General features: G+C 44.9%; 15 protein-coding genes, 1 tRNA gene and 1 pseudogene. 3 read left to right on the top strand and 14 right to left on the bottom strand.

What is annotated here, in order from left to right:
- Window positions 1–165 (top strand): annotated as a pseudogene (locus C7U56_RS16060) (IS110 family RNA-guided transposase); the annotation flags it as partial.
- A gap of 219 nt (window positions 166–384) precedes the next feature.
- Here C7U56_RS16060 and queA read toward each other — a convergent pair.
- Together queA and C7U56_RS12610 are read right to left on the bottom strand one after the other, a co-directional pair.
- Window positions 385–1,410: a tRNA preQ1(34) S-adenosylmethionine ribosyltransferase-isomerase QueA gene (gene queA / locus C7U56_RS12615; RefSeq protein ID WP_107001497.1), complete on the bottom strand. Its 1,026-nt coding sequence runs from the start codon at window positions 1,408–1,410 to the stop codon at window positions 385–387.
- Between the two features lie 170 nt (window positions 1,411–1,580).
- Complete coding sequence (locus C7U56_RS12610) at window positions 1,581–2,366, bottom strand: hypothetical protein (RefSeq protein WP_107001496.1); 786 nt, start codon at window positions 2,364–2,366, stop codon at window positions 1,581–1,583.
- 120 nt (window positions 2,367–2,486) lie between these two features.
- On the opposite strand from C7U56_RS12610, the gene C7U56_RS12605 reads away from it, so the two are divergent.
- A tRNA-Arg gene (locus C7U56_RS12605) sits at window positions 2,487–2,558 on the top strand.
- A gap of 75 nt (window positions 2,559–2,633) precedes the next feature.
- Window positions 2,634–3,533: an MBL fold metallo-hydrolase gene (locus C7U56_RS12600; protein ID WP_181357244.1), complete on the top strand. Its 900-nt coding sequence runs from the start codon at window positions 2,634–2,636 to the stop codon at window positions 3,531–3,533.
- A gap of 33 nt (window positions 3,534–3,566) precedes the next feature.
- On the opposite strand, the gene C7U56_RS12595 is transcribed toward C7U56_RS12600, so the two are convergent.
- From C7U56_RS12595 to C7U56_RS12540, 12 genes are all read right to left on the bottom strand, one after another.
- Window positions 3,567–4,169: a DedA family protein gene (locus C7U56_RS12595; protein ID WP_107001494.1), complete on the bottom strand. Its 603-nt coding sequence runs from the start codon at window positions 4,167–4,169 to the stop codon at window positions 3,567–3,569.
- Between the two features lie 148 nt (window positions 4,170–4,317).
- Window positions 4,318–4,980, bottom strand: coding sequence for a phosphate signaling complex protein PhoU (phoU, locus tag C7U56_RS12590; protein ID WP_107001493.1), 663 nt, complete (start codon window positions 4,978–4,980; stop codon window positions 4,318–4,320).
- Window positions 4,981–5,084: 104 nt separating this feature from the next.
- Complete coding sequence (pstB, locus tag C7U56_RS12585; RefSeq protein ID WP_107001492.1) at window positions 5,085–5,840, bottom strand: phosphate ABC transporter ATP-binding protein PstB; 756 nt, start codon at window positions 5,838–5,840, stop codon at window positions 5,085–5,087.
- A 21-nt stretch (window positions 5,841–5,861) separates the two neighbouring features.
- Window positions 5,862–6,737: a phosphate ABC transporter permease PstA gene (gene pstA / locus C7U56_RS12580; RefSeq protein WP_107001491.1), complete on the bottom strand. Its 876-nt coding sequence runs from the start codon at window positions 6,735–6,737 to the stop codon at window positions 5,862–5,864.
- Window positions 6,730–7,665 (bottom strand): phosphate ABC transporter permease subunit PstC, encoded by a 936-nt coding sequence (gene pstC / locus C7U56_RS12575; protein ID WP_107001521.1) that lies wholly within the window; start codon window positions 7,663–7,665, stop codon window positions 6,730–6,732. The genes pstA and pstC overlap by 8 nt, the downstream gene beginning before the upstream one ends.
- Before the next feature lie 197 nt (window positions 7,666–7,862).
- Complete coding sequence (locus C7U56_RS12570; protein WP_107001490.1) at window positions 7,863–8,780, bottom strand: phosphate ABC transporter substrate-binding protein; 918 nt, start codon at window positions 8,778–8,780, stop codon at window positions 7,863–7,865.
- A gap of 301 nt (window positions 8,781–9,081) precedes the next feature.
- On the bottom strand, window positions 9,082–10,305 hold the full coding sequence (gene tyrS, locus C7U56_RS12565) for a tyrosine--tRNA ligase (RefSeq protein ID WP_107001489.1): 1,224 nt from the start codon (window positions 10,303–10,305) through the stop codon (window positions 9,082–9,084).
- A 511-nt stretch (window positions 10,306–10,816) separates the two neighbouring features.
- Window positions 10,817–11,041 carry a hypothetical protein gene (locus C7U56_RS12560; protein ID WP_107001488.1) on the bottom strand — a complete coding sequence of 75 codons (225 nt, stop codon included), beginning with the start codon at window positions 11,039–11,041 and terminating at the stop codon, window positions 10,817–10,819.
- Window positions 11,042–11,043: 2 nt separating this feature from the next.
- Window positions 11,044–12,111, bottom strand: a complete 1,068-nt coding sequence (locus tag C7U56_RS12555; protein WP_107001487.1) for a M56 family metallopeptidase — start codon at window positions 12,109–12,111, stop codon at window positions 11,044–11,046.
- Window positions 12,108–12,503, bottom strand: coding sequence for a BlaI/MecI/CopY family transcriptional regulator (locus tag C7U56_RS12550; RefSeq protein ID WP_107001486.1), 396 nt, complete (start codon window positions 12,501–12,503; stop codon window positions 12,108–12,110). The genes C7U56_RS12555 and C7U56_RS12550 overlap by 4 nt, the downstream gene beginning before the upstream one ends.
- A gap of 64 nt (window positions 12,504–12,567) precedes the next feature.
- Entirely contained in the window at window positions 12,568–12,873 is a 306-nt protein-coding gene (locus tag C7U56_RS12545; RefSeq protein ID WP_107001485.1) for a hypothetical protein, read from the bottom strand.
- Window positions 12,874–12,890: 17 nt separating this feature from the next.
- A complete protein-coding gene (locus C7U56_RS12540; RefSeq protein WP_107001484.1) occupies window positions 12,891–13,475 on the bottom strand; it encodes a hypothetical protein in 585 nt (194 codons plus the stop codon).
- Window positions 13,476–13,625 lie beyond the last annotated feature (150 nt).

Below are 13,625 nucleotides of genomic sequence, written 5' to 3'. Positions count from 1 at the left end.
ATTAAAACAATGCCGCAAGATGATCCTGTATATCAATTCATGGACAGAAAACGTGCCCAGGGTAAACCGTACTATGTTTACATGACTGCAGGCGCTAATAAATTTCTCAGAATTTATTATGGACGAGTGAAGGAATATCTCTGTATTCTTTCTGAGTCAAGCTAATTCAAAACTTTTATTTGCAGACCAGCACTGCTTGTGGTGGTCTTATTTTAGTGCCTAATTTTAACCATGTAAAATTTTATATTTTTTTCCCCATTAAGTCTTGACTTTTTATTTGCAGGCTAAAGTAACGAGAACGCGGTGTGCCGTTTTTCAAACATTTTTCGAAATAAAAAGACCCATAGCCTTTCACTATGAGTCTTTTTCATACATCCCTTTTCTCTACTGGATAAACATAGCATCCCCAAAACTAAAGAACCGATATCTCTGCCGGATCGCCTCTTCATACGCCGTGAGCACGTGTTCTCTGCCTGCCAGTGCGGATACCAGCATGACGAGTGTGGACTCCGGCAGGTGGAAGTTTGTGATCAGGCAGTCCAGAATCTTGAACTGGTAGCCTGGATAAATGAAAATGTCCGTCCAGCCGCTGCATGCGCGGATCGTGCCGTCCTCGGCTGCTGCGGATTCCAGCGTCCGGCAGCTTGTCGTACCGACACAGATAATGCGTCCGCCATTTTTCTTCGTCTCATTAATCATATTAGCAGCGTCTTCTTCGATGCGGTAAAACTCCGAATGCATATGATGATCTAAAACATTTGAAACCTTGACCGGTCGGAAGGTTCCCAGACCCACATGGAGTGTCACATGCGCGATCTTCACTCCCATCTCCTGAATCTGTGCCAGCAGTTCCTTGGTAAAATGAAGTCCGGCAGTCGGAGCAGCCGCGGATCCCTCATGTTCTGCATAAACGGTCTGATAACGGTTTTTATCTTTCAGACGGTGTGTAATATACGGTGGAAGCGGCATCTGGCCAAGCTGGTCAAGAATCTCCTCGAAGATCCCCTCGTAGGAGAACTGAATCAGCCGGTTTCCCTCTTCTACCACATCAATAACGGTTCCCTTTAACAGACCATCACCAAAATTAATCACGGTTCCCGGCTTTGCCTTTTTGCCCGGCTTTACCAGCGTCTCCCAGATATCGTTCTCACGGCGTTTCAGAAGAAGAATCTCGATGTGTGCATCCGTTCCCTCCTTGCTTCCGATCAGACGCGCCGGGATAACCTTTGTGTCATTGATCACCAGGCAATCGCCCGGATGAAGATAATTGACAATATCCTTAAACACCTTATGCTGCATCTCACCCGTCTTTTTATCCAGCACTAAAAGCCGGGAAGAAGAACGATCTTCCAGCGGATCCTGTGCAATTAACTCCTGTGGTAAATCATAATAAAAATCTTTTACATCCATTCTTTGTGCCTCTTTGTCTTTCTATATCTGTACTTTCACTTTTTATAAATCAATCGATTTTATATCTTATATACTATCAGCCATTTCTCCATACTCCGGCATATCCGCTTTTCAGCTTTCCATACCTTAAAAACTTTATTTTTCCAGCCAGACGAATTCAATAAAGCATTTTAAGGATTTGACGCAGCCGGTTCTGACTCCTCCTGCATATAAGATGCGCCCTGTTTCATAAATTCCACGCGCTCTTTCAGCGCTTCATCCTGCTCCATCGCCGCATCCATTGCTTCATCCGTCTGCTTGCTGAGAAGGCGCACATCCTCATTGACCGACAGCTCTTCAAAATACTGCGTCAGCTCTTCGGACATTTTCCCGTCATCGATCTGCCAGCTTCCGTCCTCCGCCCGGATCGCATAGATCCGCACCAGACTCGGTGCCGGTGTCTCCACGCCCGTATACAAAATCTCATAATACACATACGCTGCCATCTCACCGTCCCTAAGCCCCGGCGTCGTATAACATTTCACATTCTGGTACCCGGAAATGTACTGCTTCTGTTCTTCAAATTCCTGACGGTAGTGTTCTTCCTCACTCGTATCCTGTGAGGTAAACAACTTCACAAACGTATCCATATCACAGTCGGAAACCGCCTGAAAATAAGTATTCATCAGCTCTGTGATCCCCGGCTCGCCATTCTCTGTCAGAATACATCCGCCAAAGTCCTGAATATATTCTTTCGTGTCCGGCTCAATCACCATTCCAGATCCGCCTGTATCCACCATTTCTGCCGGTAAGCCATCCTTTTTCCCCAGAATGTTTGTTATTTTCCCGGAAAACATCGCCACCGCGCCAATCAGAATCAATACAATCACCGCCGCAAGCAGCATCACATAGCGGCGCAGTTCCCAGTCCGTTCCGTTCTTCCGGCTGCGTCCCGGTTTCTTTTTCGGTTCTCCCACCCGACCGCCTCCTGACTTATTCGATTGTTAATATTATAGCGGTGATTTGGTTACTCGGCAAGCGGTATTTCCGAAAAAAAACTTGCAATTTTCTAAATATTATAGTATCATACAAGTAATGCGTCTGTAGCTCAGTGGATAGAGCGCCGGCCTCCGGAGCCTGAGGCGTAGGTTCGATTCCTATCAGACGCATTCTTAAAAAGCGACAGCGGAGATATCTCAGCCGTCGCTTTTTGTGTTATTCATGATAAAAGGAGGACTCTTTCCGTGGAACTCATACACGTTTCTGGAAATACAGACTGCCTGCTTGGCAAAACAGCCGTCGGCGTCTACCGCATCGACGACACCCGCTGCATCCTGTTTGACAATGGTTACTCAAAGGAATATGACGAGCTGGTCGGCTCTCTGAAAGACGCCGGGCTGACCCCGGCGGGGCTGATCGTTTCCCACGCGCACATCGACCATCATGGAAACAGCAAACGCCTGCGCGAAGCCTTTCAGATTCCACTGGCTATGTCGCTTGGCGAAGCCGGGCTGATCGCCTCCCAGGCGGCGCTGGAACGGTATACCAATTATTTCGGGCGCTCCGAGGAGGAAAAGATTTCCATCGACACCGAGCAGCGCTGCCCGGTTGACTGTATCATCCAGCCGGAGGATACTTCCGTGACACTCTGCGGCGTAACCTTCCCGGTTCACCATCTGCCAGGGCATTCCCTCGACCACATCGTCATCGGCACACCGGACGGCGTCTGCTTTGCCGGAGACGCGCTTTTAACCGAAAATGTCCTGCGTCACGTCAAGCTTCCATACTGCGACCACGTCGGTCTGGATCTGGAAAGCAAGGAAGCAATCACAAAACTGCCTTACCAGCACTGGATTTTATCGCACAAAGGTCCATTTGATGGCAATATCCGGGAACTGGCGGACAAAAATATGGATCTTGTCCGTCTGCGTCTCGCAGAGCTGGCAAAGCTTTTGCAGAGACCAATGACGCGTGATGAATTTTATCAGGAAAGCCGACGCCTGATCGGAATGCACATCGGTACCTACGACCAGCTCATCCGTCAGGAACGCCACCTGCGCCCATATCTGGAACAGCTGGTGATCGATGGGACGGCACGGCTGGAAGTAAAGAATGACACGATATATTTTTACTTGAATGAATAAACTCTTTCTGCATGAATTATCACTCTCCTGTTGTTATCGTTTCCGAAAATACACACACGCCACCGCAAATCCCAAGATTCCCGCTCCCATCACGGCGAAGCGGGAATATGTCTTTAACAGCACCAGAATACGTTCCCACGATGCCCCCGCCACCGCGCCGGCTCCGATGAGCACCGTATTCCAGATAAGACTGCCCGCTGTTGTCAGCAGGAGAAACGGCAGCAGTTCCATCTTTGCCATCCCCGCCGGAATCGAGATCAGGCTTCGGATGATCGGAACGAACCGGCAAAAAAAGACGGCTGACCGTCCCGTTCTCTCCAGCCATCCGTCTGCATCTTTTACATCTTCCACTTCCACTCCGAGCCGTTTTCCCCATGCGCCGCCCAAAAAGAAATAAAACTTCTGGACAGGAATTCGTCTTCCCAGTTCATACAAAATCAGTGCTCCAAGTACCGATCCGGATGTTGCTGCCAGGACAGCCCCTGCGATTGACATCCGTGTGTACGTTGTCATAAATCCGCCGAATGTCAGAATCACTTCTGAAGGAATCGGCGGAAAGAGATTTTCAATCAGAATCAAGGCAAACATCCCCGCATACCCGTAAGAACTGAGAAGTTCCAGAACTATATCACGCATGATATATTACTCCTGTTGACTGCCGCATACTTACTTAATTTTATGCACAATTAAGATAGTTCAGCCATACAATTTTGCACTCTGGCCGTTCGCCTTCATTCTTCCCTTGTTGTTTTCAAGCGCTGCCTTTCACAAAATGATTCCACCTTTAGAGAATCATCACATCCCCCACGGCCCCTGTGTCCGAAAACTCTGTCCACTCGCACACATTGACCGCGTGATCGGCGATTCGCTCCAGATACTTGGCAACCATCAAAAGATCGACTGCCACATCGGATTTATCCCCGTCTTTTTTCAGAAACTCAATCACTTCCCGTTTTACCCGTTCAAAGAAGGCATCGATCAGATCATCCCTCTGTTCGAATGTCTCCGCCGTCTCGGTGTCACGCTCAATAAACGCGTGAATCGCATCCTTTACCATCGTTTTCACATTTGCCACCATGGCCGGAAGATGTTTGCTTACAAGACTAATATCTGCATCCTCCAAACGCAGGGACAGATCGGCAATGTCCGCCGCCTGATCGCCCATCCGCTCCAGATCGGTCACAACCTTCAGCGCCGTCGAGATATGGCGCAGATCACTGGCGACCGGCTGCTGCTTTAACATCAGCGTCAGGCAGTGTGTCTCGATCTTTCGCTCCATATTGTCCACATCCCGGTCTCCTTTGATAACCTTCTGTGCCAGCTCTTCATTATGCTCGGTAAGCGCTTGAAAACTACTGTCAATCGCATCCTGCACCATCTGGCTCATCGCGTTCAATTCCTGATTCAGCCCTTCTAACTCCTGTATAAATGCCTCTCTCGTCGCCATCCCGTATCTCCTCTCCATCTCCCCTGTTTTCTGCCCAGAAATTTTCCACTTCTGAACAACAAACTGATTTTCTACTTATTTTTAAATCCTCAATCTTACACCTATCATCCAAACCGTCCGGTAATATAGTCTTCCGTCTTCTTCTCCCGCGGATGCGAGAACAGATCCGTCGTCGGTGCATACTCGACTATCTCACCCACCAGGAAAAATGCCGTGTAGTCCGCAATACGGGTCGCCTGCTGCATATTGTGAGTAACGATGACAACGGTATAATTCTTCTTAAGCTCGCCCATCAGATCCTCGATTTTCAGCGTGGAAATCGGGTCCAGTGCCGAGGTCGGCTCATCCATCAGGAGAATCTCCGGCTCAACCGCCAGCGCACGCGCGATGCAGAGACGCTGCTGCTGTCCGCCGGAAAGTCCCAGTGCAGAACGTTTCAGGCGATCCTTGACCTCATCCCACAGGGCCGCGCCGCGCAGACTCTTCTCCACAATCGCGTCCAGCTCTGGCTTTCCCTTAATGCCGTGAATCCGCGGTCCATACGCGATATTGTCATAAATACTCATCGGAAATGGGTTCGGCTGCTGAAATACCATGCCGACCTTCTTGCGAAGAAGCGTCGTATCAACCTTCGGATCATAGATATCCTCGCCGTCGATCCACACCTTTCCATTGATTGTTACATTCGGCACCAGATCGTTCATGCGGTTCAATGTTTTTAAATAGGTAGACTTACCGCAGCCGGACGGTCCGATAAACGCTGTGATCTGATTTTCATATATATCCAGATTGATATTTTTTAATGCATGATTGTTTCCATAGTACAGATTCAAATCCGACGTAGAAATTTTTGTCTCCATATCATTTCCTCATTTTTTACTTTATTTTAATTTTGTCACATCAAACCGGTTGGTCAAAAATCTCGTCAGCAGGTTGATTCCCAGCACGATAATCAGAAGCACGACCGCGATTCCAAACGCCTGATCGTATTTTGCTTTCTGCATCGACAGGTAGAGCTGGATGGTCAGCGTGCCGCTCGACTCAAACAGTTTTCCAAACAGGTTTTTCGGAAGCTGGAAGCCGCTTCCGGCAGTAAACAGAAGCGCCGCCGACTCGCCCACGATACGGCCAATCGAAAGGATGACGCCGGTCAGAATACCCGGTGCCGCGCTCGGCAGCAGGATCGTCCGGATCATATACCATTTCGTTGCACCGATTCCCAGTGCGCCGCTGCGGTAGCTGTCCGGAACGGTTTTGAGTGCTTCCTGTGTGTTCCGCGTAATCAGCGGAAGCACCATCAGGGTCAGCGTGAAGGATCCGGTCAGAACCGAATAACCCAGCTTCAGCGTCATTCCGAAAAAGACCATCCCGAACAAGCCAAAAATAATCGACGGAATACCGGACAGGATCTCGGTTGTAAATTCAATCGTCCGCACCAGTTTTCCCGGCTTTGCGTATTCGTTCAGATAAATGGCGGAGCCGATTCCGATCGGCGCTGCAATGATAAGGGTAATTACAATGATGTAAATCGTGTTGATGATATTTCCCAGAATACCAAAGGTGCCCTTGAGGGAGCTCTGTACCGTGGACAGAAGCTGCCAGGAAACCTGCGGCAGGCCGCGCACAAACACATACCCCATGATGCCAACTAACAGCGCGATCGCCACGCCAGCTGCCAGATAAATCAGCACTTTTAAGATATTGTCCCCGATGCGGGTGCGCTTCTGGTAAATACTTTTCATTCTATTATCAGTCATTTGCGCCGCCCTCCTTCACAAACATCCGGCTGAGCACCGTGTTGATAAACATGATAAATACGAACAGCACCAGACCGATGGTAAAGAGCACTTCCCGGTGAAGTCCCTCTGAATAAGACATTTCCGCCACGATCGCGGTTGTCAGGAAACGGACGGAGTTAAATGGAAGCGGCAGATTGACTGAACTTCCAGATACCAGGCTGATCGCCATTGCCTCCCCGATCGCACGTCCGCAGCCTAAAACCACCGCCGTGATGATGCCGGAGTGCGCCGCCGGAACGATTACTTTGAAAATCGTCTGGATATGCGTTGCACCGAGCGCCAGCGATGCGCTTTTTAAATGTTTCGGGACTGCCCTAAGCGACGCTTCACTGATATTGATGACAGTCGGAAGAATCATGATTGCCAGAACCAGAACCGCTGATATCAGGTTCGCACCGCCGGTAAACTGATGCGTCGTGGAACCGGCAAAGAGTTTCATTTCCAGCTTATACATCAGGGGATTTAAAATCAAAATTCCTAAGAGTCCGTAGATAACCGACGGAATACCTGCCAGAAGCTCAACTGCCGGGCGGACCACTGCCGCTACCTTCGGCGGTGCAACCTCTGCCAGAAAGATGGCGGTAAACAGCCCAATCGGAACACCGATCAGGATCGCCAGAAAGGTTCCGACGATGGAGGTTAAAATAACGTAGAGGATTCCGAAAGACGCCGGATTTCCAGTCGGCTTCCAGACGGTTCCAAATAAGATTTCCGGAACCCCCACCTTAAAAAGTGCCGGAGTACCGCTGATAATCATGTATAAGGTAATTGAAAAAACTGCCACCACCGCCAGCAGGCCGCAGGCGGTAAAAATAATTTCCGCTGCCCTCTCTACCGCTGATTTCGTGGCATGGCTTCCAAAAATGGTAAATTTCTTTTCGTGCATATGTCTCTCCTGTCTCGGATTGAACAGCGAGCCGCTTTCGGTCAAAGCAGAGTTTCCTTTCTGCGGCTTGACTGCAAGCGACTCGATATTATTTGAATCTATTCAATATTATGTGTATTCGTGAATTTCTGATTTTTCTATCCTTACCTGTCTCCACCGGTAATTTTATCCACATTCACAAATTCCGATGCAGTTTCTTACTTCGTAGTAATCAGGCCTACAGATTTAATCAGGTCATCGCCTTCTGCAGAGTATACATAGTCAAACAGAGCCTGTACCAGCTCGTTCTGCTCAGAAATTTCTCCCTTGGTTGCCATAACGAATGGACGGCTTAAGAAATAGCTGCCTGCCTTGATGTTCTCCTCCGTCGGCTCTACATCATCCAGTTTAACTGCCTTAACGGTATCATCGACTACATCCAGGGAAACGTATCCGATGGAACCCGGTGTAGATGCTACTTTTGCCATAACTGCACCGGTGGAATCCAGCTCGTTTGCATATTTGCAGGCATCTTCCAGACCCAGAAGCTCCTCAAATGCGCCTCTTGTACCGGAACCTGCTTCCCGTCCGACTACGACAATCGGCATATCGCTGCCGCCTACATCCTTCCAGTTTGTGATGCTTCCGTCGTAAATGCCGGTCAGCTCGTCCTTGCTCAGACCATCTACTGCGTTGGACGGGTCAACGACAACGGCAATACCATCGATGGCTACGATATTTTCAACGGCACCTTTTGCCTTCTCATCGTCCTTTAACGCTCTGGAAGAATCACCGACATCACACTGACCTGCCAGTACGGACTCGATACCTGCGGAAGAGCCGGTAAATTCAGCCTGTACGGTCACGTTCGGATATTTCTCCATGAACGTTTCTGCCAGTGCATTCGCAAATTTTTCCATCGAAGTGGAACCTGCTAAGGTGATAGAACCACTTAAATCTTTTGCATCTGCGCTGTTCTCAGTTGTATCCGCTGCCGCATTACTTTCAGCTGCGCTGCTGTCTGCGCTTGTGTCTGCTGCACTTGTATTTGTATTGCTGGAACCACATCCTACCATTCCAGTTGCCAGAACGGCTGCTCCTAATACTGCGATTGTTTTCTGAACATTTTTCTTCATAATAAAATTCCTCTTTCCTCTCTCTTTTTTCTCTCAGAGTTTTTTATCCTTGATTTCTTACAGTACGCAGTATAAAAGATTCCTGGATTTACAGAAATCATGATTTGGTATCGTTTATGTAAAATTTGGGTAATTTTTGTGGGAGTGAATGTAAGATATGGTTTCGGATTTGCTCTGCTTCTCTCCATGATCGGAACCGCCGCCGGACATCTCTCCGGGCTTCGCTTGAAAGCCCGGCAGAGATCGCCGGCGGCGTGATTCTGATTTGTATGGGGTGAAGATTCTGGCGGAACATCTCCACTTATTTTAAAACAACCTTCTTAAAGTTCTTCTTACCTCTCTTGACAACCATTCCTTCGCCAGCGAGCTGATCCTTCGTGAAGACTGCCTTGATATCTTTTACCTGGTTTCCGTCTACAGATACGCCGCCCTGCTCGACATTTCTTCTTGCCTCGGAACGGGACGGAGCCAGACCGGATTTCTGCAGGATGGAGAGAATATCGATCTCATCACCGTTGAAATCATCCTCAGTCAGTTCGTAGGTCGGCATATTGGCTGCATTTCCGCTGGAGAACAGTGCTTTCGCTGCTGCCTGTGCCTTCTCAGCCTCTTCCTCGCCGTGTACCAGCTTGGTCAGCTCGTAAGCCAGGATCTCTTTTGCAGTATTTAACTGGCTGCCTTCCCATTTGTCCATCTCATCGATCTGCTCAAGCGGCAGGAAGGTCAGCATACGCAGGCACTTTAATACATCGGCATCGGCTACGTTTCTCCAGTACTGGTAGAACTCGAACGGGGATGTCTTGTTCGGATCCAGCCATACAGCGCCGGACTGGGTCTTACCCATCTTCTTGCCCTCGGAGTTTAACAGCAGGGTGATGGTCATTGCGTGTGCGTCCTTGCCAAGCTTTCTGCGGATCAGCTCGGTACCGCCTAACATATTGCTCCACTGATCATCGCCGCCGAACTGCATGTTGCAGCCGTATTTCTGGTATAACATATAGAAGTCGTAGCTCTGCATAATCATGTAGTTGAACTCTAAGAAGCTTAAGCCTCTCTCCATTCTCTGCTTGTAGCACTCAGCGGTCAGCATACGGTTGACGCTGAAATGCGGACCAACCTCGCGCAGTAAGTTTACATAATTCAGATTCATCAGCCACTCTGCGTTGTTGACTAAGAGCGCCTTGTCATCAGAGAAATCGATGAAACGGCTCATCTGCTTTTTGAAGCAGTCGCAGTTATGCTGGATCGTCTCCGGTGTCAGCATCTGGCGCATATCCGTACGTCCGGACGGATCGCCGATCATGCCGGTGCCGCCGCCAAGTAATGCGATCGGCTTGTTGCCTGCCATCTGCAGACGTTTCATCAGGCACAGTGCCATGAAATGTCCTACATGAAGGCTGTCTGCGGTCGGGTCAAAACCGATGTAGAAAACGGCTTTTCCTTCGTTGACCAGTTTTTTGATCTCTTCTTCGTTTGTAACCTGGGCGATCAGACCTCTGGCTACTAATTCTTCGTAAATCTGCATCTTCTCTCTACTCCTTTATTAAAATTTGGGGTACAAAAAGCCCCGTCCTCCAAAAAGGACGGGGCAAAATTCCCGTGTTACCACCTTTGTTCACAGATAGCTCGCGCCTATCTGCCTCTGCCGGTACCCTCTGATACCGTGACCGGATAACGTGTGTCTCTCACGTCGCAGCCTACCAAATCAACCGCCGCACATTTTCCACGCAGCCTTTTCATCGGATCCGATTTTAGATTCTTCGGTGCGAAGCTCCGGGATGTATTCGAATATCCGGTTCACGCGCGCCTCTCATCATCCGGCTGCTTTCTGTGCGCTCTCCTGCGGATCTCTACTTGTTCCCTTCATTGCCTTTGTAAGGTTATTGAGTATATTCTGTATTATAAGCGAAATTTATTATTTGTCAAGGCAATTTCTCAACTTCAAACTTCACGCTATAAAATTTTTACATTACTTTAAATTCAAAGCGTAAAAAGGAGTGTACATATTTATTAAATATAATTATCATATTATTACTTTAGTCACACAGTTCCCAATCTCCCAGCCACGTATCCTTAGAATAATTATATAATCTTCTATATAATTTCCCGTTTTCAACTTTATAAACATATTTTATAACATCTGCTCTAGCTATTGAACTCGATTTTTCAACAGCCACCTCTTTCTCTTGTGCAAACGCAGTCCCTGAAAAAATACATGTCATAGCAATTATTACTGCTAAAATTCTGATCGTTTTTTTCATTTTTATTTCCTCCTAATATTAATATTCTTTAATTCATTTGGTATTTCATCCAATGTTCCTATATATGTACCATTCATATATAATTCATACCCGTTTTCTGTCTTTACAAAAAAGTTATTTTTTTTGACTATATCATCTTCTTCAAAATACGGTGCATGCAACTTCAAATCAGCTACTGGTTCTATTACTATTGTACCAGACAATATAATAGCAATTAAGAAAAAGAACAACTTAATATTGACCTGTTTTTTTTGTTCTTCATTCAATATAGAAGAAATTCTAATTTTCAAAAAACTTCCATTAAAAAAAGATAGTGTTCCTCTCCTTTTTAACGCTTTTGTCCTAGACATTTTTAACAATATTTCAACATAATGAATTTTTTCTATTTCAGATAACTCATTACAAACAATTAAATCATTTCTTATTTCTAATATGTTAGAAAAATAATACCGAACTATGTATACTAACGGATTCCACCAGTATAAAAGACATAATATTTCAAAAAAACACTTTAAAAATAAATCTCTTTTAATGTAATGTCCCACTTCATGCAAGAGTACTATTTTTTTTGTTTCTTCATCTATATTCGGTATTATTATATACGGATTTTTTATACCAACAATAAATGGATCTTCTATACTATCAACTTTCAATATTGGTATTTTTTTCACTTTTTTATACTTTTTAACACGAATATACTCTATCGGTCTTATTTCTTTTATTAATTTTATAAATGATATATATGATAAACTTTTTTGCACTAAGATAAGAAAACTTCCAAGTAAACTAATCAAAAAAAGTACAGAAAAATGACTTAAAAATCCTATTTTCCCCCGCATAAAGCGACAAAGTTCTGGATATAATATTTTTATTCCTATCGTATGACTTATTCCGCAAATATCTATTGGAAAAAATAATCTTACTCCTGTTAGTACAGTGCAAAAAATAAGTAATTTTACTTCATACAAGCTATAATTTTCTTGCTTTTTCCATATATAAACCGACAAAAAAACCAATAGCAAAATTGAACTACATATTGCCGATAAAATTGATGTATATGTTATTTTCATAAAATCTCTTTTTTTCTTTTTTGAACTATACGTTCTAATTCGTCAATAACCGACTCTTCATCTACTGCTCCATTCAACAAAGCTGCTGTTATTGTATTTACAAAGGACATAGGATTTCTAGAATTTTTCATACATTTTTCTATTTTTTCTTCTATTTCTTCATCCTGAGTCTTTTTCGCTTTATATCGCCTAGCAAAAACTTTTCCAGTCTGAACTGTATCAATAACCTGAACATAACCCTTATCAAGCAATTTTCTTAACACAGTATGGACTGTTGGCGTTGTCAATTCTTTTTCAGATTCTACAATTTCTGTCACCGTCATGGGTTTTTCATACTTCCACAAAACCTGCATAACATTCATTTCTCGTTCACTTAAATAATTATTCTTCATAAAATTCCCAATCTCATAATTTATAGAAACAAAGGGAGCAACTGACGCCCCCTTTGTTTTTCACTCAAGTTCCAATACTACTAACTAATATTATCATTTCCAAGATCCACATTCCATAAATCACTCTATCTTTTTTCATTAGCTCATACCATTCAGGCGTATCTAATAATCTTGGTTTTTTAATTATATAATAATAACAAAAAATCAAAATACAAAGAAAAATTCTAACAGTTCCCACCTGATCATACCAATTTCTAATTCCCATTATGGAAGCAATTCGCTCCCCACAAAGACACAGTTCCATTAATAAAGCGGCAAACGTTGCTTCTCTTCCTTGACGGAATTCATTTGATACTCTATTCTCTTTCATTGCATCTCCCTTTTTTATTACCAATACTCATACTTGGTATAACCTGGCGTCCACCCTAATACTCCATCATTATTATAGCCATATGTATAAGATATTGTAACTTTTGCATAGTTTATGCCACCCTTTTGTGCAGCTGCTAAAACTGTTTTAGCAACAAGTGCTGCCACTGCTACCCCTGCTCCTGCTCCGCCTACCTGTCTTGCGATAAAATTAGTTATTGTCGCTAAATCTTTCATTTCTTGCAAATCAATTGTATACACAATATTTACAACGGTTCCTATAGCAGCTGTTGCTGGTAATCTTCCAGTTATACTAGATGCCCTCGAAGCACCTGTAGATCCTCCACTACCACTTTTGCTTACTTCCAATAATTCTTTAACTTCCGATCTTGAAAAACCAAAATCTTCCATTAACATATCTTCCACAACAGTTTCATCCGTTACCGAAGCATATTTATCATAAATATCTCTCAATTCATGTTGATCAATCACAACCTTTGTTGCCACTTTATCTATTGAATATGGCGGCGCTTCCGCAAATGTTGGGATTACCAATGAAGTTGACATAACTATCGACAATAAAATACTCATAATTTTTTTCATAAAACCACTTCTTAACGTTATTCACATTATTAATGAGCATCCCACATTTTTGCTGCATTGGAATCCCTCCCTTCTTTAAATTTAGTAAACAAGCTTTAATTTGATTATATATTATCATCTTTGATTATATATGTCAATATTAAAAATATA

The sequence above is a fragment of the Clostridium fessum genome (assembly GCF_003024715.1).
GTDB classification, from domain to species: Bacteria; Bacillota; Clostridia; order Lachnospirales; family Lachnospiraceae; genus Otoolea; species Otoolea fessa.
This window is presented reverse-complemented; position numbering and strand designations above follow the sequence as displayed.

Coding starts and splice junctions, on each gene's coding strand:
- queA (WP_107001497.1), bottom strand. CDS start 1,410: ATGGATGTAAAAGATTTTTATTATGATTTACCACAGGAGTTAATTGCA.
- C7U56_RS12595 (WP_107001494.1), bottom strand. CDS start 4,169: ATGCGTGATATAGTTCTGGAACTTCTCAGTTCTTACGGGTATGCGGGG.
- phoU (WP_107001493.1), bottom strand. CDS start 4,980: ATGGCGACGAGAGAGGCATTTATACAGGAGTTAGAAGGGCTGAATCAG.
- pstB (WP_107001492.1), bottom strand. CDS start 5,840: ATGGAGACAAAAATTTCTACGTCGGATTTGAATCTGTACTATGGAAAC.
- pstA (WP_107001491.1), bottom strand. CDS start 6,737: ATGACTGATAATAGAATGAAAAGTATTTACCAGAAGCGCACCCGCATC.
- pstC (WP_107001521.1), bottom strand. CDS start 7,665: ATGCACGAAAAGAAATTTACCATTTTTGGAAGCCATGCCACGAAATCA.
- C7U56_RS12570 (WP_107001490.1), bottom strand. CDS start 8,780: ATGAAGAAAAATGTTCAGAAAACAATCGCAGTATTAGGAGCAGCCGTT.
- tyrS (WP_107001489.1), bottom strand. CDS start 10,305: ATGCAGATTTACGAAGAATTAGTAGCCAGAGGTCTGATCGCCCAGGTT.
- C7U56_RS12560 (WP_107001488.1), bottom strand. CDS start 11,041: ATGAAAAAAACGATCAGAATTTTAGCAGTAATAATTGCTATGACATGT.
- C7U56_RS12555 (WP_107001487.1), bottom strand. CDS start 12,111: ATGAAAATAACATATACATCAATTTTATCGGCAATATGTAGTTCAATT.
- C7U56_RS12550 (WP_107001486.1), bottom strand. CDS start 12,503: ATGAAGAATAATTATTTAAGTGAACGAGAAATGAATGTTATGCAGGTT.
- C7U56_RS12545 (WP_107001485.1), bottom strand. CDS start 12,873: ATGAAAGAGAATAGAGTATCAAATGAATTCCGTCAAGGAAGAGAAGCA.
- C7U56_RS12540 (WP_107001484.1), bottom strand. CDS start 13,475: ATGAAAAAAATTATGAGTATTTTATTGTCGATAGTTATGTCAACTTCA.